Raw genomic sequence first — 23,474 nt, forward strand, 5'->3', positions numbered from 1 at the left:
GTCGGCCTATGACGGTGGTTCGGTTCCGGCCTGCTCGCTCACCATGTGCCGCGCGTACCAGTCCGGCCAGTCGGGGTCCTCCGCGCCGATGCGTGCCTCGTGTTCGCCGTGGGCCGCCGCGGCGCGGCGGAGGGCGCTCGCCAGGTCCTCGGCCGAAGCGAACGTGGTGGTGGCGGGGTCCAGTCGGCCCGGGAGCCGAGTGGTGATCTCCTGCAGGAGCCAGCCGTTGCCGTCCGGGTCGGTGAACGACAGGAAGGAGCCGTAGCTGCCGCGTTCCGGGTCGGGCCCCGGCACCCGTGCGTCGCCGCCGGCGTGGTGGAACACGCCGCCGGCGTCGTGGAACACCTCGCTCGGGTCGGCACCACGCCGCGTCAGCTCGTCGCGGGCGGCCTCGATGTCGTCGACCACGAGGTGCAGGCCCTGCGCCGAGCCCGGCGCCTGCTCCGTGACGGACGTGCCGAAGATGACCGATGCGGGTGACCCCGGAGGGGTCACCTGGACCACCCGGAACCCGGCGTCGGGGGCGATGTCCGCGTCGAGTCTCCAGCCGAGCGCCGTGTAGAAGTCCTTGGCCCGGTCGACGTCGGACACCGGCACCACGACGACCTCCAGTTTCATGTCCATCGTCTGTGTCTCCGTCCAGAGATCATGCCCTGGGCCGCTGCTCGGACGATCAGTGCGCGACGAGCTGCTGGCCGCCGTCGATGTCGTAGGTGGCGCCGGTGAGGGCGCCGTTGGCCATGATGTGCAGGGCCAGGGCCGCGACATCCGCCGGGCCGACGACCCGGCCGATGGGCAGGGTCTTCCGCAGTTCCTCCCGGCGTGCTTCGAGCTGGTCACCGAGGAGGGAGGCCGACAGCGGTGTGTCCACGAACCCGGCCGCGATGAGGTTGACCCGGACCGGGGCCACTTCCAGCGCCAGGTTGGCGGTGAGCGCCGGCAGCGCCGCGGTGAGCGCGCCCGTCACGGCCATCCCGGCCGCGGGCCGCCGGCCGCCGGTGCCACCGATGAACAGCAGCGTGCCTCCGGCCCTGACCTTCTCCCGGCCGGCCCGTCCCGCCGCCAGCATCATCGCGATACGTCCACCGAAGTCACGTCCGGCGTCGGTCAGATCGAGATCGTCCAGGGGGGTGTAGGTCGGGTTGCCCGCCGTGACCAGCACATGGTCGACCTGCCCCGGCAGGTCACGCAGGAACCGCTCCAGCCGGTCGGCGTCCAGGGCGTCGAACGCGGCCGTGCTCAGGGGACTCAACTCCGCCGCCGGCCGCTCCAGGCGGTCGGCGTTCCGCGCCGCGAGCACCACATCGCCCCCGGCCGCACGCACCTGCCGGGCGGTCTCCAGACCGATTCCCGCGCTGCCTCCCACCACCACGACCGTTCGTCCGGCCATGCCCCCACCCACCGGACGGGCCTCTCCGGCGGCACTCACAGCGGGTCACCGCCATGACATCGCGGCTCCCGTACCTCCCCGCGCACGCCGCACATGGTCATCCTCGTGTCTCCCGGGCTGTGAGTGGCTGACCCTCAGAAGAGCCGTCGCGTCCGGCGGATCCCACGGTTCGGAGGCCGGTTGGTTCCCGACGGGTCAGCGAACGGATCGATCGCTGGGGGATGCACCACAGCGAGGAGGGGGAGTGGGCGGCCATGGGGCCTTCGCCGCGGACGGCCGTCCACACTGGTTTCAGTCTGTCACTCGTCCCGCCGGGACGCATCCGGGCCGACGCTCCCGGGCGCGGCCGCCGGCCGCTGATGTCCGAGCGGCCGAGGAGGGCGACCCGTCAGGGAGTTGAGGCACCCCTGAAGGTGGTGAGGAGCGCCCGAGCGCGTTCTCGGAAGACGTTGTCCTGGTGAATGACGTGGTCCTCGATTCCGGAGCGCACGATCCGCGCGTCGCCCTCGGCGAGAACGGCGAGGCGGCGGAGATGGTCGCCGGTCATCGCGTCGGCGCCGAGGGCTTCCAGCGCGTCGCAGGCGCCCGACGGATCGGCGTCCACTTCGGCGGACCGCAGGGCCGCTGCGGCGAGCGCGGTGCGCTCTCGCGCGTCGGGTTCCGCCACGGCTGTGAGCGCCTCCACCGCGGCCGGTGCCTGAGCCGGATCGTCGAGTGCGGCCCGCAGACGGGTGGCGAGCAGCCGGGCCGCGGGGCCGAGGAGGTCCCGGACGGCGCTGATGGCCGGCCGCCGCGATCCTGGCGAGGAAGGGCACCGCCTCCACACTGGCGGCGTAGACGGTGCCCTGGTGCAGAACGCTGCCGTAGAGCTCCGACAGCGCCTCCTCCGCCTCGTCGGCGTCGTCGCCGGTCAGCGCCCGCAGCAGCTCCGGGAGATCCGCCGCACTGCCGTACGCGTGGGAGGAGGAGGCCCAGGGGCGGGCGTCCAGGCCGTCGAGCGGGTGTACGAGATCCATGCGGAGCATCGTGCCAGCCGCCTCCGACACGACCTGGCCCGTGCCGCTCGCCCGTCGCCCGTACCCGGGAGAACACTCACGGGCCACCGCGCCGGTCGGGACACCGCACCTCGAACAGACCAGACCCAGCGGGTGTGACGTGGGTTTTCCGGGACCGAGGTGTCGCCGGACCGGCGGGACGGGGTCAGCGGCGGATCCGCAGGCGGTCCCGCCACGAGGTACGGTCGGTTCCGGAGTCGGCCGCGGCCTGGTGGGCGGGGGAGGGCTCCGGGAAGTACGCGTTGTCCTTGGGACGGTTCCGGTCCGTCGTCGAGCGGGGGCGGGGGGCCGGCTCCAGGTGGGGAATGTGCTTGGAGCAGTGGACGTAGGCCTCGTCGACGGTGACGTGCACCCACAGGTGCGGCTGGCGACCTGGCGCGGTGTCCGTCGGCAGGTGCGGGTACGAGGCCCGGAGTTCGTGGTCCGTGTACAGCCGGACCGTGCCGTTCACGTGCAGCCCTATGTGGTCATGGGTGAAGTCCATGAACAGCATGCCGAGGTGGGGGTTCTCGGTCATGTTGCCCGCGCTGGCCAGGACGCCGTTGCCCCGGTACTCGGGGTAGGTCAGAGAGCGGTCGTCGAGGGAGACGCAGAAACCCGGCGGCCCGGCGCGGAAGCTGGCGTCGCATGCTCCCAGGGAGTCGGCGGTCGACAGGAAGACCATGCTCTGCCGGGCTATGAACTCCCTCATGGCGGGCGTCAGGTAGTCGTGCACCTGACGGTCGTAGAAGACGGCCGCCCGGTCGGTGGTGCCGAGCTGCTGCTGCAGCATTCGTTCGCCGAAGGAGCCGGTCGTCTCGGGGGCGTTCACAGCTGGTCGGTCTCCTCGTCGGACGGGGGCGGCCCCAGCGGGGCGGTCAGCACGGGGGTGTCCCAGGGGTCGTAGTGGATGTGGCGAGGCGGGACACCGTGACGCCGCAGGGCCTGCACGGCCTCGCCCAGCATCTGCGGCGGGCCGCACAGGTACGCCTCGTGCCGGTACCAGGGGCCGAACTCCGCCAGCACCTCGGGCAGCGTGCCCTCCAGCCCCGCGATGCGCTCGTGGGACACCGCTGCCCGGACGCGGAGCCAGTGGTAGCGCTGGGACATGCGCAGCATGTCATCGAGCCCGTACAGTTCGTCCGCCGTTCTGGCGCCGATGAACAGGCTGACTTCCCGCGCGTCACCGATGCCGTCCCGGGCCGCCTCCTCGATGAGGGCGCGGATCGGGGCGAGTCCGGTCCCGCCGGCCACGAAGAGCAGGTCCCGCTGGGGGGTATGACGCAGGACCATGTCGCCTTCCGGCGGCCCGAGCCGGACGGGGTCTCCCAGACGGGCGTGGTGCACGAGCGCGTTGCTGACCTTCCCTCCCGATACGGCACGCACATGGAAGGTCAGCCGGGAGTCGGGCCGTGGGGCGTGCGCGGGGGAGTACTGCCGCCACTGTCTGGGCACCCACGGTGTTTCGACCGTCACGTACTGGCCCGCCACGAACGGATACGGCAGCTGTGGCTGGACGGTTATCTCGGCGATTCCGTGTCCGCGGTGCACGTGCCCGACGATGTGCGCGTCCCACACGGCCGGCCGCTCACGGGCGTCGTCCTCCGCGGCCCGGACCATCACGTCCGCGGCAGCGGTGTAGGCACGCTGCCACGCCCCCGCCAGCGCCGGACTCCAGGCCGGGCCCGCGAAGTGGGCGAGCGCCTGCAGCAGGCATTCGCCGACCGCGGGGTAGTGGGCGCTCTGCGTGCCGAACTTGCGGTGGCCGCGTCCCAGACGGGAGCAGAACGCCACGAGGTTGGCCGGGTCGTCGACCAGTTCCACGATGCGCAGCAGGGCGCGCACCAGACGTTCCCGCTGGACATCGAGATCCGCCGGAAACAAATCCCTGACCTGCGGGTAACGCGCGAACAGGATGCTGTAGAAGTGGGCGGCCAGCTCGGCGACGTGAGGACTGACGACGTCGAGGCTGGCCCGCACGAGCGCGATGTCCTCAGCACTGACAGGGGGCTGGGCTGCTGCTGTGTGACCGGGCATGGAAGGCGGAGCCGGGCGGGCCGCGGCGGCCCTGCTCCATGCGTCCGCCGGCCCGGTGGCTCTGTCGGCGTGCGAGGTGAGTTGCATGGACTCGAACCTGCCCGTCATCGCCGATCCCAGGCATGATTCGTCACTGAAGCCGCACAGACGTGAAGGCAGGACACTTCTTCCACGAGTCGGCCCAGTCCAACCGTGTCGCCCGCGTGCCGCCGCCCGGCGGTCAGGACGTCCGATTCCTGTGAGTCGCGGCACCTTCTTCGGGTGCTGCCCGGGGCCGGGCGACGTCGGCCCGACGGGGTTCGGGCCGGAGACGTCCGTCCGAGGGCCGGGGCGGGGGAGGGGATGACAGCCGCGCGCCCGGCCGCTGGTGTCGCGGGGTGGCTTCCGGCATGGGCGTCGCCGTGGCGCGACGTGGCTGCGACAGGCGCGACGCCGGTTCGCAGGCGAGCGCTGTACATGGGACTCACGTACCTTCTTCTCTCCACGCCGACACCCTCAACAGGAGCGTGACGACGTCATCGTCGGACGCTGGACCGGAACCGCCGAGAGCCCCGCCCACGCGTGAGCGGATACCTACGCCGAGAGCCCGGCCGCCTGGGACGCGCAACCGTCAGGCGCCCGTCACCCTAACGCCCGAAGACGTCGGCGAAAGACCCAGGAGAGAGCGCCGACGGAATCGATGGGGGTACTCATCGGGAGTTATCACGCTTGGTCGTGCCATAGATTCTCCGAGACGGCCCGAAGACATCGGTCCCCCGGGTGGCGACGCCGCCCCGGGGTCCACGGTGCCGGCGACGAGCCGTCCGGCACCGTGGTGCGGGAAATGCCGGGGCCCGCCCGGCCGTGCTGACCGAGCGGGGCGGGCCCCGGGTGTGCGACCCCGTCCGGGGTGCGCCCTACCGGAGGTGGGGGACCCTCCGTGCGGCGCGCGAACGGCCGCACGGGGTGGGTCACGCGGTGCCGCAGGCCGTCCCGTTGAGGCTGAAGGCCGCGGGCTTGGCGAAGGTGCCGCCGTACGTCCCCTGGAAGCCGAAGGAGACCTTGCCGCCGGCCGGTATCTGCGCGTTGTAGGCGACACCGCTCGCCGTGACCGTTCCGGACGACGGGGTCAGACTCGCGTTCCAGACGCCGGTGATCTGCTGCCCGGACGGCAGCGTGAACCCCAGCCTCCAGTCGTCGACGGGGGAGGAGCCGGCGTTGGTGAGGGTGATGTCGGCGGTGAACCCGCCCTGCCACACGTTCGTCGCGTACGACACGGTGCAGCCCGCGGGGGTCCCGGGGTTCCCGGTGTCCCCGCCGCCGGTGTTGACGGTGGAGGAGAAGGAGGTGACCGCAAGGCCGGTGCCGTTCTGCCAGGGCTCGAAGCCCGCCTGAACGCTGGTCAGGTACCAGTTGTTCTGTGCCAGCCCCCGGGAGACGGCCTGCCGGGCGAAGTCCATGACGTCGAAGTTCCAACTGGCGATCGCCGACGGGGCGACGAAGGACAGGACGTCGTTGGAGCCGTTGTTGCCGGACCACACCTGCCACTGGCGTCCGGCCACGGTCGCGGCACCCACCTGCGAGCCGACGGGCTGGACGGAACCCACCCTGTTGAACCAGATCATGATCTCGGTCCGGTTGACCCCGTCGGTGCGAGGTGTGGGGTCGAGCCAGATGTCGTACGCGGCGTCGTACGCCGCGTCGCTCACGTAGCTGTAGGAGATGCCGGTCGGTGCGCTGGATATGGCGCTGAGCTGCGCCGGGAGGCGGGTGCCCGGCGAGCATTTGGTGTAGTGGCAGCCGTTGTAGAGGGAGGGGTAGGACTTCGGCGCGCCGTTCGTCGGGACCGAGCCGTCGGCCTGGGTGATCCTGAACCCGGAGTCGGTCGCGGTGATGCACTGGGTCTGGCTGGTTCCCCAGCGGTTGTTCTGGACGACGTAGCGGCCCTGGATCGTGGTCGTTCCGAACGCGTCGCAGATGGAGGTGTCTGCGTGGGCCGCCGGGGCGGTGCCGAGCAGCGCCGCCAGGGTGGCGAGCGAGGCGAGCAGTGTGCCTAACAGGGCGTGTGTCCTGCTGGTGAGGGGGTGCCGTGAGGTTCGCATGCGGGTCCTCTCGGAGGGGTGGGGAGAGATAGCGGGAGCGCCCGAACCGGACCTGGATCCGGGGTTGGATTGGGAGCGCTCCCATCGCCTCCGTTTTCGGGGACTGTAGGAGAGCGTCGTGGCCCTGACAAGGCAGTGCGCGGGATCCCGTCGAAACTCTTTCGAAGGTGCAGGTCGGCCGGGTGGGGCGGATGCGGCGACCAGGCCGCCGCTGGACTGGGAGCGCTCCCGAACCGTTCTGGGGCACGGCACCGCGCCGCAGCACGCGGGTTCCCGCCGTCGTCCCGGCCGGCGGCGTCGCTCAGGCGGAGTCGCGCAACACCAGTTCGGTCCGGAGGATGACGTGGCGCCACGCCACGGACGGCTCCTCGATCTCCTGCAGGAGGAGACGGACCATGGTCCGGCCGATCTCCTCGAGCGGCTGACGCACCGTCGTCAGGCGCGGATCGGTCCGCTCGGCGAGCGGGAAGTCGTCGAAACCCACGACGGCGACGTCCTCCGGCACCCGGCGGCCCGCCGCCCGCAGCGCCGCCAGGGCGCCTTCGGCCGTGGTGTCCGAAGCCGCGAGGACACCGTCGATCTCCGGATGCCGTTCGAGGAGCCGGGCCATGGCCCGGTGGCCGCCCTCCTCGGTGAAGTCGCCCTCGCCGACCCACGACGGCCGGGCTTCCAGCCCGCCCAGCGCGAGGGCCTCCCGGTAGCCGCGCAGCCGGCACTGGGCGACGTACATGTCGAGCGGCCCGGTGATCGTGGCGATCGTCCGCCGTCCGGCGGCCAGCAGGTGGGCGACCGCGGCGCGGGCCCCGCCCGCGTTGTCCGCGTCGACGTAGCTGACCCGCTCCTCGCTCGAGCGGCGTCCCATCAGCACCGTCGGCATCCGGGCCTCGGCGAGCATGTCGGGCAGCGGATCGTCGGCGTGGACGGACATCAGCAGGACGCCGTCGACCCGCCCGCCGCGCGCGTACTCGAGGAAGCGCTGCCGCTCCGCGTCCGAGCGGACCAGGGTCAGCAGCAGCTGCGGCCCGGTGCCCGCCAGCGCGTCGCCGATCGCGTGGACGATCTCGGAGAAGAAGGGCTCGGCGAACTGCCGCCACCTGGGCTCCGTCATCACGAGCGCGACGGCGTCGGCCCGCTGCCCGGCGAGCGAACGCGCCGCAAGGTTGGGCACGTACCCCAGTTCCGCGATGGCTCGCTTCACCGCTCGCCGCGTCGACTCCTTGACGCCCGCCGCGTTGTTGACGACCCGGGAGACGGTGCCCCGGCCCACCCCGGCGCGGGCGGCCACCTCCTCGAGTGTCGGAGCGCCCGGCTGCCGCCTGCCCATGACCACCTCCCCAGAGATCACCGATACTACGGCGCCGGCGACACGGGCACAGGTCTTCCGGCGGCTCCGGATTCCCGCATCGCCGTGCCGGCAGGAGCGGTTGTCCGGGCTGGTGAACCCGGTGGGTCCCGGTGTCCCGCACCGCACCGGCGGCGCATGCGATTTCCGGTACTCAGGACGGCTGTCGTCACTCGGTGCGGTTCCGCAGCGCGGCGAGAGTGTCCTCCACCAGAGCCCGCGCCTCGACCACCGTCACCGCCAACGACTCGGCCGTCTCGCCCGGAGCCCCCAGCAGTCGGCGGACTCGCGGGCCGAAACCGGTCGGTGCCACGGGCAGTCCCTCGGCGACGGCCAGCGCGCCCTTCTCATTGAGGCACCATCGCCGTTCCGCGGCGAACACCGCCTGCACCAGCACGCCTACGGCCCGGGACAGGCAGAGCGAGACGTAGAGGACGTCCGCCCGGGCCACGCCCTTTCCCGCGAGACCGGTCAGGAACTCCGCTTCCCAGGCTCCCGCCACCAGCGCCTCGCGCAACGGCTCCGGATAGTCCGCGGTCCGGCGCCGAAGGTCCGTCAACTCGCCGGAAGGGTCGGCCAGTACCCGACCGAGCGCCACCTCGCCCGCGTAACACGGTGACCAGAAGCCGAGCGGATGCCCCGGCTGCACGCCCACTTCGTACCGGCCGGCCCGGCAGTCCGCCCACACCTGCCCGACCCGGTCCAGGTCCCGCAGGATCCAGTCCACCGCCACGCCGTCGACGCGGAGCCAGGCACCACCGTTCACCCAGGGCCCCCACTCGCCCGGGCCGGCCACCTCCACATCGGGGCCCGCCAGCACGCGCAACGCGGCAAGATCGAGTTCGCCGCGGTAGTAGACGCCGAGGTCCCAGTCCGAGTCGGGCCGGTGCTCTCCCCGTGCCCGGCTGCCGCCGAGCATGACTCCGACCACGCCCGGCACCTCGGCCAGACGGCCGGCCATACCCTCGATGATCGCCTGCACGGAGCCAGTCTCGCAGTCGCGCACCGCGAGGGCCCGTCCGACCTGTTCTGCCGACCGGAGAATGCCGGCCTGTCCCAGTTCGTCGTTCACTACAGTCCAGTCGCATGACGACGGTGACACGGCGCAAGGTCGAGTACCCGGCCGACGGCCTGACGATGATCGGGCACCTCGCCCTCCCGGCCGGCACCGACCGCCGGCCCGCGGTACTGCTCGGACCGGAGGGGCCGGGACTCGGCGACGTCGAGCGCGCCCGGGCCGATGCGCTGGCCGAACGGGGATACGTGGTGCTGGCCTTCGACCTCCACGGTGGACGCTACCTGAGTGATCCCGAGGACATGCTGGCTCGTTGCATGCCGCTTCTCGCCGACCCCCGGCGGATGCGGCGCCTCGGCCACGCGGCCCTGGACGTGCTGCGCGCCGAGCCGCGTACCGACCCCGGCCGCGTCGCCGCCATCGGCTACGGCACCGGGGGCGCCATCGGCCTGGAACTCGGGCGCGACGGCGTGGACCTGCGCGCGATCGCGACGGTCAACGCCCTGACCACGGGCCGACCGGAGGAGACGGCGCGCATCCGCTGCCCGGTGTGGGCCGGGGTCGGGTCCGAAGACCCGATCATGCCGCCCGCACAACGGGAGGCGTTCACCGCCGAGATGCGGGCCGCGGGCGTCGACTGGCGCCTCGTGGTCTACGGCGGCGCCTTGCACGCCTTCCACCACCCGCCCGTCGACCATCCCGTACGCCCCGGCGTCGGCTACCACCCGCAGCATGCGCGGCGAGCCTGGCGTGACGTCACCGACCTGCTCGCCGAGTGCATGCCCGTAACGGAGTGATGCAAGGGCCGGTCGACCGGCGGTGGACCTGGCGGTCGCGGATCGTGGACGCGCTGGAGGCTGTTGCCGGACCCCTGGCGCGTCCGGGACCCCGGACGGCTGCCCGGCGAGCGGACGCGCCCTGGGCCGGCCGCGGCTTGGCCCGCCCGAGACGTCCGCTCGGCTCGTCCCTGTCAGCGGTCGGCGGCGCCTCGGACGCCGCGACGGCCGTCAGGCGCTGGAGGACGACGAGGGGCCGGGAACCGGGCTGCCGCCGGGTGCGCCTCCGCGTCGCTGTCGACGATGACCGCACCGCGCTTTCGCAGCTCCGAGACGATGTTGTGGTTGTGCACGATCTCCTTGCGGACGTACACCGGCGTTCCGTGCAGGTCCAGCGCCCGCTCGACGATGCCGTGGGCGCACCGCACGCCCGCGCGGAAGCCGCGCCGCTGGGCCAGGACGACGTTCCCCTCACTCATGTCGCGTCGCCCCCGGCCGGCGCGGGGACGGCGGAGGACATCCGGCGGGGGGTGCGTGCGTCCAGCCGCAGCCGCAGCCGGCGCGGGTGGTAGACGGTGGCCAGCGGGACCGGGCGGATGTCCATGCCGGGCTCGCAGGTGACCCGCCAGCGGCCGAGGATGGTGGCGAGCCCCAGGGTGGCCTCGGTACGTGCGTAGAGGTCGCCGATGCACTTGCGGGCGCCGGTGCCGAACGGCACGTAGGCGGGGCGGGCGCCCGGCGAGACACGGTCGGGGAGCCAGCGGTCGGGGTCGAACCTCGTCGGGTCCTCGAAGGCGTCCTCGTACTGGGCGACCGCGGCGGGGCTGAACACGACGGTGGAGCCGGCCGGCAGCAGGCGGCCCGCGAGCTCGGCCGGGGAGGTGGTGAGGCGGGTGAACAGCCAGGCCGGCGGGTGCAGTCGCAGCGTCTCGGAGATGATCCGGTCGGCCAGGGAGAGGTTCGGCAGGTCGTCCCACTCGGGGGCGCGGCCGTCGAGGACGGTGTCGATCTCGTCGTACAGCGCCGCCTCGATCTCCGGGTGCTGGGAGAGGAGGTAGAAGACCCAGGTGAGGGTGCCCGCGACGGTCTCGGTGCCGGCCGCCATGACGGTGATGACCTGGTCGTGGATCTCCGTGTCGCCGAGCCGGCCGCCGTCGTCGTCGCGGGAGGCGATCAGGGCGGCGAGCAGGTCGTCGTGCTCGGTGTCGGAGCTGCGGTAGTCGTCGATGAGCTGCTGGGTGGTCTCGTGCAGGAAGTCCAGGTTGCTCTTGTACCGGCGCTGGGAGGGCAGGGGCATCCGGCGGATGGAGGCCGGCAGGAACATCTGCCGGAACAGGCCGTTGAGCACGACATCGAAGGAACGTTCCACCTTGGCGGCCAGCTCGGGGCTGACGGGCGTGGAGTACAGGGTGCGGCCGACCGTTCGCAGGGCCATGCCGTACATCTCCTGGAAGGCGTCCACGACCATGCCGTCCTGCCAGCGCGACGCCGTGTCCTCGATCTCGGCGTGCATGGCCTCGGCGTACCGCTTGAGCTGGCCGCGGGTGAACGCCGACTGCATCAGCCGGCGCTGGCGGCGGTGGTCGGCGAACGGGCAGGTGACCAGGCCGTTGCCGGCGATGTCACGGGCGCGGTCGTAGAAGACGCCGCCCTTGTCGAAGACGCGGTCGTTGGTCAGGACCTGCCGCAGCAGTTCGGGGTGGGTCGGGACGTAGGCCGTGGTGGGGCCGATCCTGATCTCGACCAGATCGCCGTGGGCGGACAGCGAGGTCATGAAGTTTACGGGATGACGCATCATCTGGAGGGCGTGTCCCACGATGGGCAGCGCGCCGGGCGCCGCTCCCGCAGAGAAGGTGGTCTGCTCGCTCATTCGATTCTCAACTTCCCGTCTCTACTGATCTGTTGACAGCCGGTCCGGACCGCCCGCGGCTGTGCCGCCGCCCGCGCCGACCGGGCGCGCCGCGTGGGCTGGTGGGCGGTGCCGCTAACGGGCGGTGCTGCCGAGCTCCTCCAGGTAGCCCTGGGCACCGGCGGCGAGCGCGAACTCGGCGTCGTAGCGGCCCGAGGAACGGTGCCAGTCGTAGGAACCCCGGATCACGGTGCGCACCGCGTTGTCGCGGTAGCGCTCCAGTGCCTCGCGCTCGGCATCGTCGAGCCGGTAGATGTCGCCGACCTGCGGCAGGCAGGACTCCAGCAGGAGGTACTGCTCCAGGCGGACCCGCACCTCGCTCTGGATATGGGCGACGCTGCGGTCCTTGGACCAGCCGTGCTCCCGGCGCAGGATCATGACCATGTTGTTCTGCTCGCCGCGGGCCTCCTCCTTCTCCAGCGAGGCGATGTCGTTGAGCAGCAGATTGACGTCCACGGCGATCTGGAGCATCGCGGAGAGCACGGCGCTGTCGAATACCCGGTGCGGCACCTCGAAGCGGCCCGCGCGCTCGGCGAGGTCGACCGTCGGCTGCACCCCGATGGTCTGCCGGCGCACGGCCAGGTACTGGGCGGCTGAGTTGTACGGCCGGTCCCGGAAGCGGCTCTCCGCCTCGTCGACGTAGCCGTCGAAGTAGCTGCGCCAGTGCCGGGCGCTGCGCACGCACCAGGCGGGCGTCATGCCCTCGCTGGTGCGCCGCCAGATGTCGGCGAAGCCGTGGGCGATGGGGGGCGCGGTGTCGGGGAGGGGGCCGTCCAGCGCCGCCGCGACCGCGTCGGTGAGCTGTTTGGTCTCCTCCGGGTGCTCGCCGCGCGGCCCGTCGAAGAGGTCGTCGAACAGGAAGAACCACGACATCAGATCGACGCCCAGGTCCAGGTCGGCACCGGTGGCGTGGGGGTAGAAACGGGAGGCCAGGTCGGCGTAGCCGCCGCGCAGATGGCGCTCGGCCGCCGCCTCGGACTTGATCAGCCCGAGCGAGCGCGGCCAGATGAGCTGCTCGGCGTCGGCGCGGGCGTGGTCCGGGCTCTGCCGACCCGGCAGGGGTATGTGGAAGTCGACGTCCTGGGGCATGGGGGGAAGTCCTTAGGAGTGGGTTGCGGGGGTGCGGCGGGCATGGTCAAAGGGCGGGATGGGGGACGGGAGGCGAGGGGTGGGCGCAGGGGGCGGGTCCGGTCTCAGACCTCGCGGTCCACGACGAACCGCCCGAGCGCGAGGAGTTCGTCCCGCGCTCCGGCGTCCAGCTCGACACCGCGCAGCGCGTCCTCGGCCAGCGCCATGCGCCGGGCGGCCTCGGCCAGCGCCCAGTCCCTGCCGCCGGCGTCCTCGATCAGGACGGCGACGCGCCGCAGTTCCGCCTCGTCCGGTTCGCCGGAGGTGCTGAACCAGGTGGCCAGCTCGTCGCCGAGCGGACCGTCCTGGTTCAGCGCGTGGCTCACCGGCAGGGACTTCTTGCGGGAGCGCAGGTCGGAGTGGACCGACTTGCCGGTGACGGCCGGGTCGCCCCAGATGCCGAGCACGTCGTCGACGAGCTGGAAGGCGATGCCGACCTGGTCGCCGTAGAGCGCCAGCGCGTCCACCGTGGCCTCCGGTGCACCGGCGAGGACGGCGCCGATCGCCGCGCTCGCCGACAGCAGCGCGCCGGTCTTGCCGGCGGCCATGTCGACGCACTCCTCGACCGTGACGTGCGAGCGCTGTTCGAAGGCCAGGTCCTGGACCTGGCCGCGGATCAGATGCCGGGTGGTGCGCGCCAGCAGCCGGGCGGCGGGCGCAGCCGTCGGCAGCCCGGTGTCCAGCAGCACCTCCTGGGCGAGCGCCAGCATCGCGTCACCGGTCAGGATGGCGCTGGAGGGACCCCACAGCTTCCACACCGTGCGCCGGTGCCGGCGCTCCTCGTCGCCGTCCATCAGATCGTCGTGCACGAGGGAGAAGTTGTGCACGAGTTCCACGGCGACGGCACCGGGCAGGGCGACCTCCGGCGGTGCGCCGACCGCCTCGGCCGACAGCAGCGCGAGTGCCGGCCGGACGGCCTTCCCGGCGTCGGCGCTGGTGGGCGCGCCGCCGGCGGTGGTCCAGCCGAAGTGGTAGGCGGCCTGGTGACGGGTGCGGTGGTCCAGCCGGTCGACGGCGGCCCGCAACGCCGGGGTGATCGTGACCCGGCTGTGCCTGAGGCAGGCGGGGGCGGTGCTCATGCGGCGGCCTCCGCGCGCCAGGGAGCGGTCGGATCGTCGAAGATGCTGACCACCTGGCGCATGATGCGCCGTTCGGCCGGTGCGAAGGCCTGCTTGGCGTGGACGGTGCCGAGCTGGTCCCACATGACGATGTCCCCGGGCTGCCAGGTGTGGGCGTAGGTGTACCGGGGCTTGCCCGCGTGCGCCAGCAGCTCGTCGAGCAGCTTGCGGCTCTCGTCGGGGGCGAGGTCGACGATCCGTTTGGTGTTCAGGGTGCTGATGTAGACCGACTGGCGGCCGGTGCGCGGATTGCGGGCGATGAGCGGGTGGACGGTGGACGTGCCGTCCTCGGGCTGGATCTCTTCGGTGCCCTCGCCGAGGGACACCTCGCCCTGGAGTTCCTCCTCGATGGTCTCCTCGTACCCGGTGCGCAGGGCGTGGCGGACCCGGTAGGAGTGCAGACGCCGGCGCTCCTCGGGCGACAGCGACTCGTACAGGGCGTACATGTCGGTGAAGAGCGTCTCCCCGCCGCCGGAGGACGGCACCTCCACGGCCTCCAGGAAACCGATCTGCGAGACGCGGGGGCGGAAGGAGTAGTCGGTGTGCCAGCCCATCCACTCGGCGTCGCCGACGCCGATCTTGCGGCCGTCCTCCACCAGGTTGGAGACGATCAGGATCTCGTTGTGGTCGGGGTGGGCGCCGCTGGTCAGACCGGTCTTCGGGATGTGCCCGAAGCGGCGGCCGAAGGCCAGGAAGTCCTCGTAGGAGGGGGTCTTGTGGCCGCGGAAGACGAGGACGAGATGCGCGTCGAGCGCCGCCCAGACCTCCTCCAACTGCGTGTCGTCCATGTCGCCGCCGACATGGGCGCCGTGCACGAGGGCGCCGAGCGCGGCGCCGGGTATCGGTGTCACGTCCATGGGAGTTGCCTCCTTTCGCTGCAGGGTGGGGGTGGTCAGCGCAGTTCGAGGCCGGCGAGGTCGCCCGCCTCGCGCCAGCGCCTGAGGATGTTCACGAACTCCACCGAGCCGCCGCCGTAGCTCGAGTTCAGCAGGGGCAGTCCGCTCGGGTCGCCCTCGTTGTTGTAGAGGCCGGGCGTGCAGTTCTCCAGGAAGTCGATGTCGTTGGAGGCGAGCCGGAGGATCTCCTCCACCCATTCCTTCTCGCCGGCCTCGGAGGCCTCCACGACCTGGTGGCCGCGCTCCTCGACGCACTTGACGATGTGCGCGAGGTGCCTGGTCTGCTCGCCCAGCATGTAGGCGATGTTGACGTGCCGGCCGGCCTGGACCTTCGACAGGATGAAGCAGTTGGGGAAACCATTCACCTGGAGTCCGTGCAGGGTGTGCGCCCCGTCCGCCCACTTCTGCGACAGCTTCACGCCGTCGCGGCCGACGATGTCGTACCCGGCGCGGTCGGTGTACGGGACGGCGAACTCGTGCTCGTAGCCGGTGGCGAAGACCAGGCAGTCGACCGGGTACTCCCGGCCGTTCGCGACCACCCCGGCCGGGGTGAGCCGCTCCACGCCCCGCCCGTCGGTGTCGACCAGGGTCACGTTGGGCCTGTTGAAGGTCTGGAGGTAGCCGTCGTGGAAGCAGGGCCGCTTGCAGTACACGCGGTAGTAGGGCTTGAGGGCGGCGGCGGTCGCGGGGTCGACGACGACGTCGTCGATGCGGGCGCGCAGCTCCTCCATCTTGACGAAGTCGGCCCGCTCGGCGGCCAGCGCCCGCTCCTTCGGATCGCCGCCGGTGTCGCCGGTGGGCAGGATCGCGGCGGCCAGTTTCGCCGTGGTCTGGGTCCAGCGGTCCTGGACCAGGTCCTCGTCCTGCGGGACGCCGGAGGTCAGCGCGTGGAAGTTCTCCATCCGGCGCTGCTGCCAGCCTGGCTCGAGGCCGTCCGCCCAGTCGGGCGGGGTGGGCCGGTTGCCGCGGACGTCGACCGCGGCCGGGGTGCGCTGGAAGATGACGAGCTGCTCCGCCCACTCGGCGAGGTGCGGGGCGAGCTGGATGGTCGTCGAGCCGGTGCCGATGACGCCGACCTTCTTGTCCCTCAGCCCGGTCAGGCCGCCGGTGCTGTCACCGCCGGTGTAGTCGAAGTCCCAGCGGCTGGTGTGGAAGGAGTGCCCGGCGAACGTCTCCAGGCCCGGCAGACCGGGGAGTTTGGGGCGGTGCATCAGACCGATCGACATGGCCACGTACCGGGCCCGGAACCGATCCCCGCGGTCGGTGCTCACCAGCCACTTCCCGGCGTCCTCGTCCCAGCGCAGCTCGGTGACGGTGGTCTGGAAGAGGGCGTCGCGGTAGAGGTCGTACCGCTGGGCGATCCGCTGGAGGTGGGCGAAGATCTCGGGCCCGGTGGAGTACTTCTCGGTGGGTATCGTGCCGATCTCTTCGAGCAGTGGCATGTAGATGTAGCTCTCGACGTCGCACCGGACGCCCGGGAAGCGGTTCCAGTACCAGGTGCCGCCGACGTCGCCCGCCTCGTCGATCAGCCGGATGCGGTCGAGGCCGGTCTCCTTGCGCAGATGGGCGCCGGTGAGGAGGCCGCCGATGCCGGCGCCGACGACGGCCATGTCCACCTCGTCCGTGAGCGGTTCGCGCTCCCGCCGCTCGGTGTAGGGGTCCCGCGCGTAGCGGCTGAAGTCACCGCGCGCGAACTGGTAGGTGCGGCCGGCGCCGCGCTTGTCGCGTTCCTGCCGGTACTTCTCCCTCACCGCTTCCAGGTCGATGCTCAGTGCTCCATCGCCACGGTCGTCGCTTTCTGCGCGTGCCACAGCTCCTCCTCGGGGGAAGGGGGCGGAAGGGGAACATGACGCCATACGTCGTCGAACTGATCGCGCAGCCGCAGCGGGGCGTCGGAGTTGCTGAAGAGATAGAAGCGGTCGGTGCCGAGGGCCTCCCACACGACAGCGGCGACGTCCTCGGCGCTCACCGACGTGTCACCTCCCGCGCCGCGCGGGGCTGTCAGGCCCTGGACCATGGGGGTGTCGACGCGGCCGGGACACAGCACCGACACCCGGATCCCGGTGTCCCGCAGGTCGGCGCGCAGACTGCGGGCGACCGCGAGGTCGGCGTGCTTGGAGGCGGCGTAGGCGGCGCTGCCGGCGCCGACGACGAACGCGGACATCGAGGCGGTGTGGATCAGATGGGCGGGCCGGCCGCGCTCCAGCAGCCGGGGGACGAAGGCGCGGGCCACCAGGACGTGCGCCCAGTGGTTGACCTCGAAGACCCGCCGCATCCGCTCCAGCGGCACCTCCCACAGAGGCTGACCGACGGGGCCGAGGACCCCGGCGTTGTTGCACACCACGTCGACGTCGCCGAGCACGTCGAACGCCGTCTGTGCGAGCCGTCCGACGGCCTCCGGGTCGGTCAGGTCTACGGCGACGGCGGTGACCTGGGCGCCCCGCGCGGTGAGTTCGGCGGCCCGGCGGCGCAGTACGTCGCCTTCCACGTCCGCCATCACCACGCCGGCGCCGGCCCGTGCGAAGCGGGCACTGAGGGCGAGGCCGATCCCGCTGGCCGCGCCGGTCACCACGGCTGTCCTTGTCTGCAAATGCACTTGGCTGTCTCCGCTTCTGCGCGCGGGAACACCGAGGAACGGCGCGCCCTTGCCGACGAGAAGGTCTGGATCAGATCGCGCCGTTCGAGGGGCGCCGGTGTCACCTGGGGTCGGGGAGCTTCAGGCTGATCACGAGCACGGTCACCGCGAAACACACCAGCAGGGCGAGGACGAGCACGGCCGCCGACACCGTCGACAGCCAGCCGGACAGGGAGACGTAGAGGGTTCCGCCGACGGTCGCGCCCAGCGCGGTCGCCATCTGCTGGCTGGTCACCAGCACACCGCTGCCCATGCCGGCCTGCGCGGGGGGTACGTCGGCGAGGATCATCCGGAACAGCGTCGGGCCGGTCAGCGCCGCCCCCACACCGAACAGGCCGATCCCGACGAGCACGAGCGCCAGGGAGGGGTGCGGCCAGCCCAGCCGGATCACCAGTGCCAGCAGCGCCAGGCCCGCGCACTGGACGGCGGCGCCCAGGGTGACGATCCGGCCGCCCAGGGCCGCCGCGATTCTCGGGGTGAACAGGGTCACCACGAAGAACGCCGCGGCGAACGGCACCAGCACCCCGCCGGAGGCGAGCCCGTCCAGGCCGAAGTGGCCCTGCGCGACCAGCGCGTAGACGAACAGGAAGGCGCCGAAGCCGGCCGAGAACGGCACCATCGCCGCCAGCCCCCGGCGCATCCCGGTACGGGACAGTACCGACGGGGCCAGCAGCGGCGATCCACCCCGCGCCTCCAGCCCGCGCTCGACCCGCACCAGCGCCAGCGTGCCCAGCGCGGCGACCACGAGCAGCGCCCACAGCCACAGCGGCCAGCCCAGGTCGGGGCCCGCCACGACCACGGCCAGGACACAGACCATGGTGACGCCGAACAGCAGGGTGCCGACCGGGTCGAAGCCCGGCCTCGCGTCCGCCCTGGTCGCGGGGACGCGCCGGACGGCCAGCAGCGCGGCCACTCCGATCGGCACGTTGATCGCGAACACCGCCCGCCAGCCGATCCCGGCGACGTCCAGCGAGACCAGCAGTCCGCCCAGGATCTGCCCGATGACCATGCCGAGGGCCGCGGTGGCGCCGTACATGCCGATCGCACGGGCGCGCGTCTGCCCCGTCGTGACCGCCTGGATCGTCGCCAGCACCTGCGGTACGAGCATGGCGGCGGCGGCGCCCTGCAGCAGCCGGGCCGTGACGAGGAACTCGATGGTCGGGGCGAGTCCGCACAGCGCCGAGGTGACGGTGAACGCGGCGAGCCCGAAGGCGTACACGCGCCGTCTGCCGAAGGCGTCGCCCAGCCGTCCGCCCAGGACCAGGCCGAGGGCGTACGTGAGGCCGTAGCCGGACACCACCAGCTCCAGCGCGGCGGCGCCGCCGTGGAGGTCGTCGCTGATCGAGGACAGCGCCACGTTCACGATGGAGGCGTCCACGATGGACAGGGCGTATCCGGTGAGCACCACCATGAGGGCGATGCCGCTGAGACCCACGGCGGCCGGTTCCGTGCCGGCCGAGGGCTGCTGTGCCGCGTTGGGCTCCGTCAGAGGGGGGAGACCCTCGCGTTTCGTCATGCGTTGCCTACCCGGGCGCTTGTGGGGGACGGTTGAGGCGGATGCGGGGGTGGCGAGGTCACTCGGTGGTGGTGGGGGTGCCGGTGATCTTCGACATGATTCCCTTGGAGGCGTCCTTCGCCGAGTCCGGCCACGGGGTCAGAGCGTTGAACCCGCGGTGCGAGGAGGCGGGCTGGACGCGGGTGTCCATCGACATCCGCATGCCGGCCGGGTCCACCGAGACGTTCGGAAGGGACTTGTGGCACATGAAGGCGTGGAAGAGGATCACGTCGCCCGGCTCCATGGGCGAGAACAGCAGCTGCTCGCCCGCCCCGAACTCCTGCGCCGGGATACCGCGCACGGCGTGCCCGAAGCGGCGGAAGTTCTCGGTGACGACGTGCTCGCGCGGGCCCTTGCGGTGGCTGCCGTCGGCGACGGCGACCCCGCCTGTGCCGCGGGTCGTCGGGAGCAGCGGTATCCAGGCGGTGCGGAAGTCCTTGTTCGGGCCGATGTAGAAGCCGTCCTGGTGCAGCGGCGTCAGGAAGTGCGGCTCCGCGGTGTCCGGGGCGGAGGGGTAGTAGCGGATCGTCGTCGACTTGAAGACGAAGACGGGCTCGCCGAAGACCTGCTCCCAGACCTTGAGTGTCGAGGGGTGGTTCCACAGGTCGTCGTACCTGACGTAGTCGTGCATCGCCACTTCGTCGACCGCCTCGTAGGACTCTATGGCGAGGGTGTCGAGCGTGGTGCCGGGGGCGGCGTGGCCGAGTGCGATCAGGCCGTCGAGCATCTGCCCGGCGGCCGTTGCCACGAGTTCACGGTCCAGGACGCCGCGCAGGTAGACGTAGCCGTGCTCGTCGTAGAACCGGTCGAGGGCCTCACGGTCGTCGAGAAGGGGCGTGCAGTCGACGTAGTCGCTGAAAGTGTCCGGCATGAATCCTTGTCCTCGTGACGTCTGGGCGTGGGGGAAGGAGCGTCGAACATCCGGGCGGGCCGACGGGTTCGGGCTTCGGGGACGAGCCACCGGTCACCATGAACGGTGGACGGCTGTGGCGTCGGTCGCGCGACGCACCTCAGAAGGTGACGAGAATTTCGTCGAACCCGCCGGTGATCCGGTGCTCCTGCCAGCGCACCGATTCCTCGGGTACCGCGAGCCGCAGGCCGGGGAGTCTGCGGAACAGCCGCTCGAACACCGCGGTCAGTTCGATCCTGGCCAGCGTGCGGCCGATGCAGTGCCGGGCGCCGTGCCCGAACGCCAGGTGGGACCTGGGCTTGACGCGGGCCAGGTCGAACAGGTCGCCGTCGGGGAAGGCCCGGTCGTCGTAGTTGGCCGCGCCGATGGCCAGCATCACCGCGTCCCCGGTCCGGATCACCGTCTCGCCGACGGCGATGTCACCGTGTGCGTAGCGCGGGATCAGCGCGTTGGATCCCTTGCCGCCGACGCCCAGCCGCAGGATCTCCTCGACCGCGGCCGGCGCGAGTTGGGGATTCTCGACCAGCAGGGCGCGCTGGGCCGGATTGCGCAGCAGCAGCAGGGTGCCCAGGTCGATGCGCACGATGGTGGTCTCGTAGCCGAACAGCAGTACCGCGTTGCCCAGTTGGGCGATGTCCGCGTCCGACAGCGTGTCGCCCGCCGCGGCTATGAGTTCGGACAGGATGTCGTCGCCCGGCTCGACCCGTTTGCGCGCCACGAGTTCCATCATGTAGTCGACGACCTGCTGGAAGGTGTTCGCCGAGTGCTGGTTGTCGCTCTGGTCGAACGTGCCTCTCGCCCACTGTCCGAACCGCTCCCGGTCGGCCAGCGGCACGCCGAGCAGATCGCAGACCACCATGGTCGGCAGCGGGAACGACAGCGCGCGGTGCAGGTCGATCGGCGGAGCGCTGGCGGCCAACTGGTCGAGGAGTTCGTCCACATGGTGCTCGATCCGGGACTTCATCAGGCGCATACGGCGCGTGGTGAACCGGGGGACGAGCAGCGCGCGCATCTGCGCGTGCCGGGCGGGCTCGGTCTCGTGGTCGTCCCCGGCCATGAGCGCGACCATGAAGGCCCGGGCCGCGCTCTTGGCCGACGGCTCCGGGTCGGGATTGCTGAGACGGAGCCGTCGGTCGGCGAGGAGTGTCCTCACCTCGTCGTAGCGGGTGACCAGCCACGCGTCCTCACCGGGGGTCCGCACCCTGGTGATCGGCCCCTCCTGCTGCAGCGCGAGCATCTGGGGCGCGATGCCGATTATGTCGGGGTTGTCGAACGGTAACCTGGGAAGTTCCGTCATTGAGCCTGTCCTCGTGGCGTCGTGCAGGGGATTCGTCGGGCATCCGAGCGCGCCGACGGCTTCGGTGACGTCGGGTGCGCTGCGCGCCGGTGCACGGGCGCGCCGAAGCGGCGGCCGCCGCTTCGGAGGGCGACCGTTACTGACGTGCGGGTGGTGCAGACGCCGGGTCGGCGAGAAACTACAGAGTCGACCCGATGAGAAGCGAGAGATCGATGAGGCGGTTCGAGTAGCCCCACTCGTTGTCGTACCAGCCGACGACCTTGACCTGCGGGCCGGACACCCGGGTGAGCCCGGCGTCGAAGACGCAGGAGGCCGGATCGCCCACGATGTCGGTGCTGACCAACGGGGCGTCCACGTAGGACAGCAGGCCCTTGTACGGCCCCGAGGCCGCCGCCGCGTACGCCTCCTTCACCTCCTCCACGGTGGTGCCGCGGCGAGTGGTGACCGTGAGGTCGGTGACCGAGCCGGTGGGGACCGGCACCCGCAGCGCGAAGGCGTCCAGCCGGCCGGCGAGTTCCGGCAGGACGAGGCCGATGGCCTTGGCGGCGCCGCTGGAGGTGGGCACGATGTTCAGGCCCGCGGCCCGGGCCCGGCGCAGGTCCTTGTGCGGGGCGTCCTGGAGGTTCTGGTCCTGGGTGTAGGCGTGGACGGTGGTCATCATGCCGCTGTCGATGCCGACGGCGTCGTGCAGCACCTTGGCCAGTACGCCGAGGCAGTTGGTGGTGCAGGAGGCGTTGGAGACGATGGTGTGGCGCTCGGGATCGTAGTCACCGTCGTTGACGCCCAGGACCACAGTGAAGTCCTCGCCGCTGGCCGGAGCGGCGATGATGACCTTCTTTGCTCCGCCGTCGACGTGTGCGCGGGCCTTCGCCGCGTCGGTGAAGATGCCGGTGGACTCGATCACGATGTCCACGCCCAGGTCGCCCCAGGGCAGGGCGCCGGGGTCGCGCTCGGCGAGGACCTTGACCGTCCGGTCACCCACGCGGATCGCGCCCGGCTCGGCGGTGACCTCCTCCGGGAAGCGTCCCAGAATCGAGTCGTAGGCGAGCAGGTGGGCCATCGTGGGCACGTCGCCCAGATCGTTGACGGCGACGATCTCCAGCTCCGAACTCCGCGCGGCCGCAGCGCGGAAGACGTTGCGACCGATGCGTCCGAAGCCGTTGATGCCGATTCGCACAGTCATTGGTGTGTCCTCACCTAGCGCTCTACAGGTCCATTGACGCGCCGTTGCGCCGAGGTGCCATGCAAACCGTGCGCCTGGCCGAGGCGCCGGCACGCAATCGATCAGGAGCTTATATAAGTCTGCGATACATTTCCAGGGTGACTCCTACTCAGCGTGCCGACAGCAACACCGACTTGGATGTCGGTGACCTCACCAGGGCGATCGAGAACTTCAATCGCTACTACATCCGGCTTCCCGCCGTGCAGAAGCTGTCGTTCACGACGCTGTCCGTGCTCGACACACTGGCCGTCAGCGGCCCGAAGCGGCTGACCGAACTCGCCAGGACCGAGCAGATCAGCCAGCCCGGTCTCACCCAGCTCGTCACCCGGCTCGAGCGCGACGGCCTCGTGGAACGCCGCCCCGACCCGACGGACGGACGCGCCGTCCTCGTCCACATGACCGAGGGCGGCCGCAGGATCGGCCAGTCCCGGCAGGAGGACCGCGGCCGTCACCTGACCCCGCTGATCGCCCAGTTGACGCCGGCGGAACGACAGGCCATCGCGGCGGCCCTGCCCGCCCTGACCCGGTTGGCGGAACTCGGGACCGCGGCGGGCCGGTAGGGCGCACTCCCCGTTCGAGGATGTCGGCCGGGCCCACGGAACAACGAGGAATTCGGGTACCGAATGCCGGACGCCGGGCCGCACCGCCGTATTCCGGCGCCACGGCGCATGGCGCGGTGAGGCCACCGCGGCTCGTCGTTCCGGTAAGGCCCGGAATCCGTCCACGCGGACGAAACCGAATGCGCGCGGCCCATCGGTCCGGCGCAGACGATGGATCAGCCCTCCTGCGGCACGGCCATCTCCCCGAGGCGGGACCAGTCGTCCTGGGGGACCGTCACGTTCACGATGCGGGGCGTCTCCGCGAGGTGACGTGGCAGTGCCTCGCAGGCGGTCCGGAAGTGGTCGGAGCCGACGTGTGCCGCGCCGGCCTCGTCGTCGCGGAACGCCTCGGTCAGGACGTACTCCGTCGGGTCGTCGATACCGCGGGACCACTCGAACCACAGGCAGCCCGGTTCGGCGCGGGTCGCCCGGGTGAACTCCCCGGTGATCTCGGGCCAGGCGTCCGCGTGCTCGGGCAGGACGCGGAACTTCGCGGTGATGAAGATCATCGATGCTCCTCGCGGTGGGTG

At 71.5% G+C, this 23,474-nt stretch carries 22 protein-coding genes; 2 read left to right on the forward strand and 20 right to left on the reverse strand.

Annotated features, from left to right (window positions below; translation table 11 throughout):
* Positions 1 to 6: 6 nt before the first annotated feature.
* The 8 genes from ACWCPN_RS31400 to ACWCPN_RS31435 all read right to left on the reverse strand — a co-directional run bounded on the left by ACWCPN_RS31400 (position 7) and on the right by ACWCPN_RS31435 (position 8,845).
* Positions 7 to 624: a VOC family protein gene (locus tag ACWCPN_RS31400; RefSeq protein WP_451213069.1), complete on the reverse strand. Its 618-nt coding sequence runs from the start codon at positions 622 to 624 to the stop codon at positions 7 to 9.
* A 49-nt stretch (positions 625 to 673) separates the two neighbouring features.
* Positions 674 to 1,390: an SDR family oxidoreductase gene (locus ACWCPN_RS31405; RefSeq protein ID WP_451213072.1), complete on the reverse strand. Its 717-nt coding sequence runs from the start codon at positions 1,388 to 1,390 to the stop codon at positions 674 to 676.
* Positions 1,391 to 1,778: 388 nt separating this feature from the next.
* Entirely contained in the window at positions 1,779 to 2,057 is a 279-nt protein-coding gene (locus ACWCPN_RS31410) for a hypothetical protein (RefSeq protein WP_451213075.1), read from the reverse strand.
* A 533-nt stretch (positions 2,058 to 2,590) separates the two neighbouring features.
* Positions 2,591 to 3,256 carry a pyridoxamine 5'-phosphate oxidase family protein gene (locus ACWCPN_RS31415; RefSeq protein ID WP_392403901.1) on the reverse strand — a complete coding sequence of 222 codons (666 nt, stop codon included), beginning with the start codon at positions 3,254 to 3,256 and terminating at the stop codon, positions 2,591 to 2,593.
* Complete coding sequence (locus ACWCPN_RS31420; RefSeq protein WP_451213079.1) at positions 3,253 to 4,404, reverse strand: globin domain-containing protein; 1,152 nt, start codon at positions 4,402 to 4,404, stop codon at positions 3,253 to 3,255. Before ACWCPN_RS31420 ends, ACWCPN_RS31415 begins: the two co-directional genes overlap by 4 nt.
* Positions 4,405 to 5,411: 1,007 nt before the next feature.
* On the reverse strand, positions 5,412 to 6,542 hold the full coding sequence (locus tag ACWCPN_RS31425) for a GH12 family glycosyl hydrolase domain-containing protein (protein WP_451213082.1): 1,131 nt from the start codon (positions 6,540 to 6,542) through the stop codon (positions 5,412 to 5,414).
* Positions 6,543 to 6,843: 301 nt separating this feature from the next.
* Positions 6,844 to 7,866 (reverse strand): LacI family DNA-binding transcriptional regulator, encoded by a 1,023-nt coding sequence (locus tag ACWCPN_RS31430; RefSeq protein ID WP_451213085.1) that lies wholly within the window; start codon positions 7,864 to 7,866, stop codon positions 6,844 to 6,846.
* Positions 7,867 to 8,053: 187 nt separating this feature from the next.
* Positions 8,054 to 8,845: a DUF4037 domain-containing protein gene (locus tag ACWCPN_RS31435; RefSeq protein WP_451213088.1), complete on the reverse strand. Its 792-nt coding sequence runs from the start codon at positions 8,843 to 8,845 to the stop codon at positions 8,054 to 8,056.
* A 125-nt stretch (positions 8,846 to 8,970) separates the two neighbouring features.
* Between ACWCPN_RS31435 and ACWCPN_RS31440 the strand changes: the two genes are divergently transcribed.
* Positions 8,971 to 9,696: a dienelactone hydrolase family protein gene (locus ACWCPN_RS31440; RefSeq protein WP_451213091.1), complete on the forward strand. Its 726-nt coding sequence runs from the start codon at positions 8,971 to 8,973 to the stop codon at positions 9,694 to 9,696.
* Positions 9,697 to 9,869: 173 nt separating this feature from the next.
* On the opposite strand, the gene ACWCPN_RS31445 is transcribed toward ACWCPN_RS31440, so the two are convergent.
* The 11 genes from ACWCPN_RS31445 to gap all read right to left on the reverse strand — a co-directional run bounded on the left by ACWCPN_RS31445 (position 9,870) and on the right by gap (position 22,306).
* Positions 9,870 to 10,154 (reverse strand): hypothetical protein, encoded by a 285-nt coding sequence (locus ACWCPN_RS31445; RefSeq protein ID WP_451213094.1) that lies wholly within the window; start codon positions 10,152 to 10,154, stop codon positions 9,870 to 9,872.
* A complete protein-coding gene (gene ptlI, locus ACWCPN_RS31450; RefSeq protein WP_451213097.1) occupies positions 10,151 to 11,545 on the reverse strand; it encodes a pentalenene oxygenase in 1,395 nt (464 codons plus the stop codon). Before ptlI ends, ACWCPN_RS31445 begins: the two co-directional genes overlap by 4 nt.
* A 114-nt stretch (positions 11,546 to 11,659) precedes the next feature.
* Positions 11,660 to 12,673 carry a pentalenene synthase gene (gene ptlA / locus ACWCPN_RS31455; protein ID WP_451213100.1) on the reverse strand — a complete coding sequence of 338 codons (1,014 nt, stop codon included), beginning with the start codon at positions 12,671 to 12,673 and terminating at the stop codon, positions 11,660 to 11,662.
* A 104-nt stretch (positions 12,674 to 12,777) separates the two neighbouring features.
* Positions 12,778 to 13,791 (reverse strand): polyprenyl synthetase family protein, encoded by a 1,014-nt coding sequence (locus tag ACWCPN_RS31460; protein WP_451213103.1) that lies wholly within the window; start codon positions 13,789 to 13,791, stop codon positions 12,778 to 12,780.
* Positions 13,788 to 14,687, reverse strand: coding sequence for a neopentalenolactone/pentalenolactone F synthase (ptlD, locus tag ACWCPN_RS31465; protein ID WP_451213106.1), 900 nt, complete (start codon positions 14,685 to 14,687; stop codon positions 13,788 to 13,790). Before ptlD ends, ACWCPN_RS31460 begins: the two co-directional genes overlap by 4 nt.
* A gap of 35 nt (positions 14,688 to 14,722) precedes the next feature.
* A complete protein-coding gene (ptlE, locus tag ACWCPN_RS31470) occupies positions 14,723 to 16,477 on the reverse strand; it encodes a neopentalenolactone/pentalenolactone D synthase (RefSeq protein WP_451213282.1) in 1,755 nt (584 codons plus the stop codon).
* Positions 16,478 to 16,494: 17 nt separating this feature from the next.
* The gene (gene ptlF, locus ACWCPN_RS31475; protein WP_451213109.1) at positions 16,495 to 17,295 is read right to left on the reverse strand and encodes a 1-deoxy-11-beta-hydroxypentalenate dehydrogenase; all 801 of its coding nucleotides are present in this window, start codon (positions 17,293 to 17,295) and stop codon (positions 16,495 to 16,497) included.
* Between the two features lie 127 nt (positions 17,296 to 17,422).
* Entirely contained in the window at positions 17,423 to 18,877 is a 1,455-nt protein-coding gene (locus ACWCPN_RS31480) for an MFS transporter (RefSeq protein ID WP_451213112.1), read from the reverse strand.
* Positions 18,878 to 18,935: 58 nt separating this feature from the next.
* Entirely contained in the window at positions 18,936 to 19,787 is an 852-nt protein-coding gene (ptlH, locus tag ACWCPN_RS31485) for a 1-deoxypentalenic acid 11-beta-hydroxylase (protein WP_451213115.1), read from the reverse strand.
* Between the two features lie 139 nt (positions 19,788 to 19,926).
* Complete coding sequence (penM, locus tag ACWCPN_RS31490) at positions 19,927 to 21,123, reverse strand: pentalenolactone synthase (protein ID WP_451213118.1); 1,197 nt, start codon at positions 21,121 to 21,123, stop codon at positions 19,927 to 19,929.
* 178 nt (positions 21,124 to 21,301) lie between these two features.
* On the reverse strand, positions 21,302 to 22,306 hold the full coding sequence (gene gap / locus ACWCPN_RS31495; protein ID WP_451213121.1) for a type I glyceraldehyde-3-phosphate dehydrogenase: 1,005 nt from the start codon (positions 22,304 to 22,306) through the stop codon (positions 21,302 to 21,304).
* 137 nt (positions 22,307 to 22,443) lie between these two features.
* Here gap and ACWCPN_RS31500 point away from each other — a divergent pair, with 137 nt between their 5' ends.
* Positions 22,444 to 22,905, forward strand: a complete 462-nt coding sequence (locus tag ACWCPN_RS31500) for a MarR family winged helix-turn-helix transcriptional regulator (protein ID WP_365128204.1) — start codon at positions 22,444 to 22,446, stop codon at positions 22,903 to 22,905.
* 215 nt (positions 22,906 to 23,120) lie between these two features.
* Here the strand turns inward: ACWCPN_RS31500 and ACWCPN_RS31505 are convergent, their stop codons facing one another.
* Entirely contained in the window at positions 23,121 to 23,453 is a 333-nt protein-coding gene (locus ACWCPN_RS31505) for a putative quinol monooxygenase (RefSeq protein WP_392294773.1), read from the reverse strand.
* Positions 23,454 to 23,474 lie beyond the last annotated feature (21 nt).

The organism is Streptomyces sp. NPDC002386, from assembly GCF_053593175.1.

Coding starts and splice junctions, on each gene's coding strand:
- ACWCPN_RS31400 (WP_451213069.1), bottom strand. CDS start 624: ATGGACATGAAACTGGAGGTCGTCGTGGTGCCGGTGTCCGACGTCGAC.
- ACWCPN_RS31405 (WP_451213072.1), bottom strand. CDS start 1,390: ATGGCCGGACGAACGGTCGTGGTGGTGGGAGGCAGCGCGGGAATCGGT.
- ACWCPN_RS31425 (WP_451213082.1), bottom strand. CDS start 6,542: ATGCGAACCTCACGGCACCCCCTCACCAGCAGGACACACGCCCTGTTA.
- ACWCPN_RS31430 (WP_451213085.1), bottom strand. CDS start 7,866: ATGGGCAGGCGGCAGCCGGGCGCTCCGACACTCGAGGAGGTGGCCGCC.
- ACWCPN_RS31435 (WP_451213088.1), bottom strand. CDS start 8,845: ATGGCCGGCCGTCTGGCCGAGGTGCCGGGCGTGGTCGGAGTCATGCTC.
- ACWCPN_RS31440 (WP_451213091.1), top strand. CDS start 8,971: ATGACGACGGTGACACGGCGCAAGGTCGAGTACCCGGCCGACGGCCTG.
- ACWCPN_RS31445 (WP_451213094.1), bottom strand. CDS start 10,154: ATGAGTGAGGGGAACGTCGTCCTGGCCCAGCGGCGCGGCTTCCGCGCG.
- ptlI (WP_451213097.1), bottom strand. CDS start 11,545: ATGAGCGAGCAGACCACCTTCTCTGCGGGAGCGGCGCCCGGCGCGCTG.
- ptlA (WP_451213100.1), bottom strand. CDS start 12,673: ATGCCCCAGGACGTCGACTTCCACATACCCCTGCCGGGTCGGCAGAGC.
- ACWCPN_RS31460 (WP_451213103.1), bottom strand. CDS start 13,791: ATGAGCACCGCCCCCGCCTGCCTCAGGCACAGCCGGGTCACGATCACC.
- ptlD (WP_451213106.1), bottom strand. CDS start 14,687: ATGGACGTGACACCGATACCCGGCGCCGCGCTCGGCGCCCTCGTGCAC.
- ACWCPN_RS31480 (WP_451213112.1), bottom strand. CDS start 18,877: ATGACGAAACGCGAGGGTCTCCCCCCTCTGACGGAGCCCAACGCGGCA.
- ptlH (WP_451213115.1), bottom strand. CDS start 19,787: ATGCCGGACACTTTCAGCGACTACGTCGACTGCACGCCCCTTCTCGAC.
- penM (WP_451213118.1), bottom strand. CDS start 21,123: ATGACGGAACTTCCCAGGTTACCGTTCGACAACCCCGACATAATCGGC.
- gap (WP_451213121.1), bottom strand. CDS start 22,306: ATGACTGTGCGAATCGGCATCAACGGCTTCGGACGCATCGGTCGCAAC.
- ACWCPN_RS31505 (WP_392294773.1), bottom strand. CDS start 23,453: ATGATCTTCATCACCGCGAAGTTCCGCGTCCTGCCCGAGCACGCGGAC.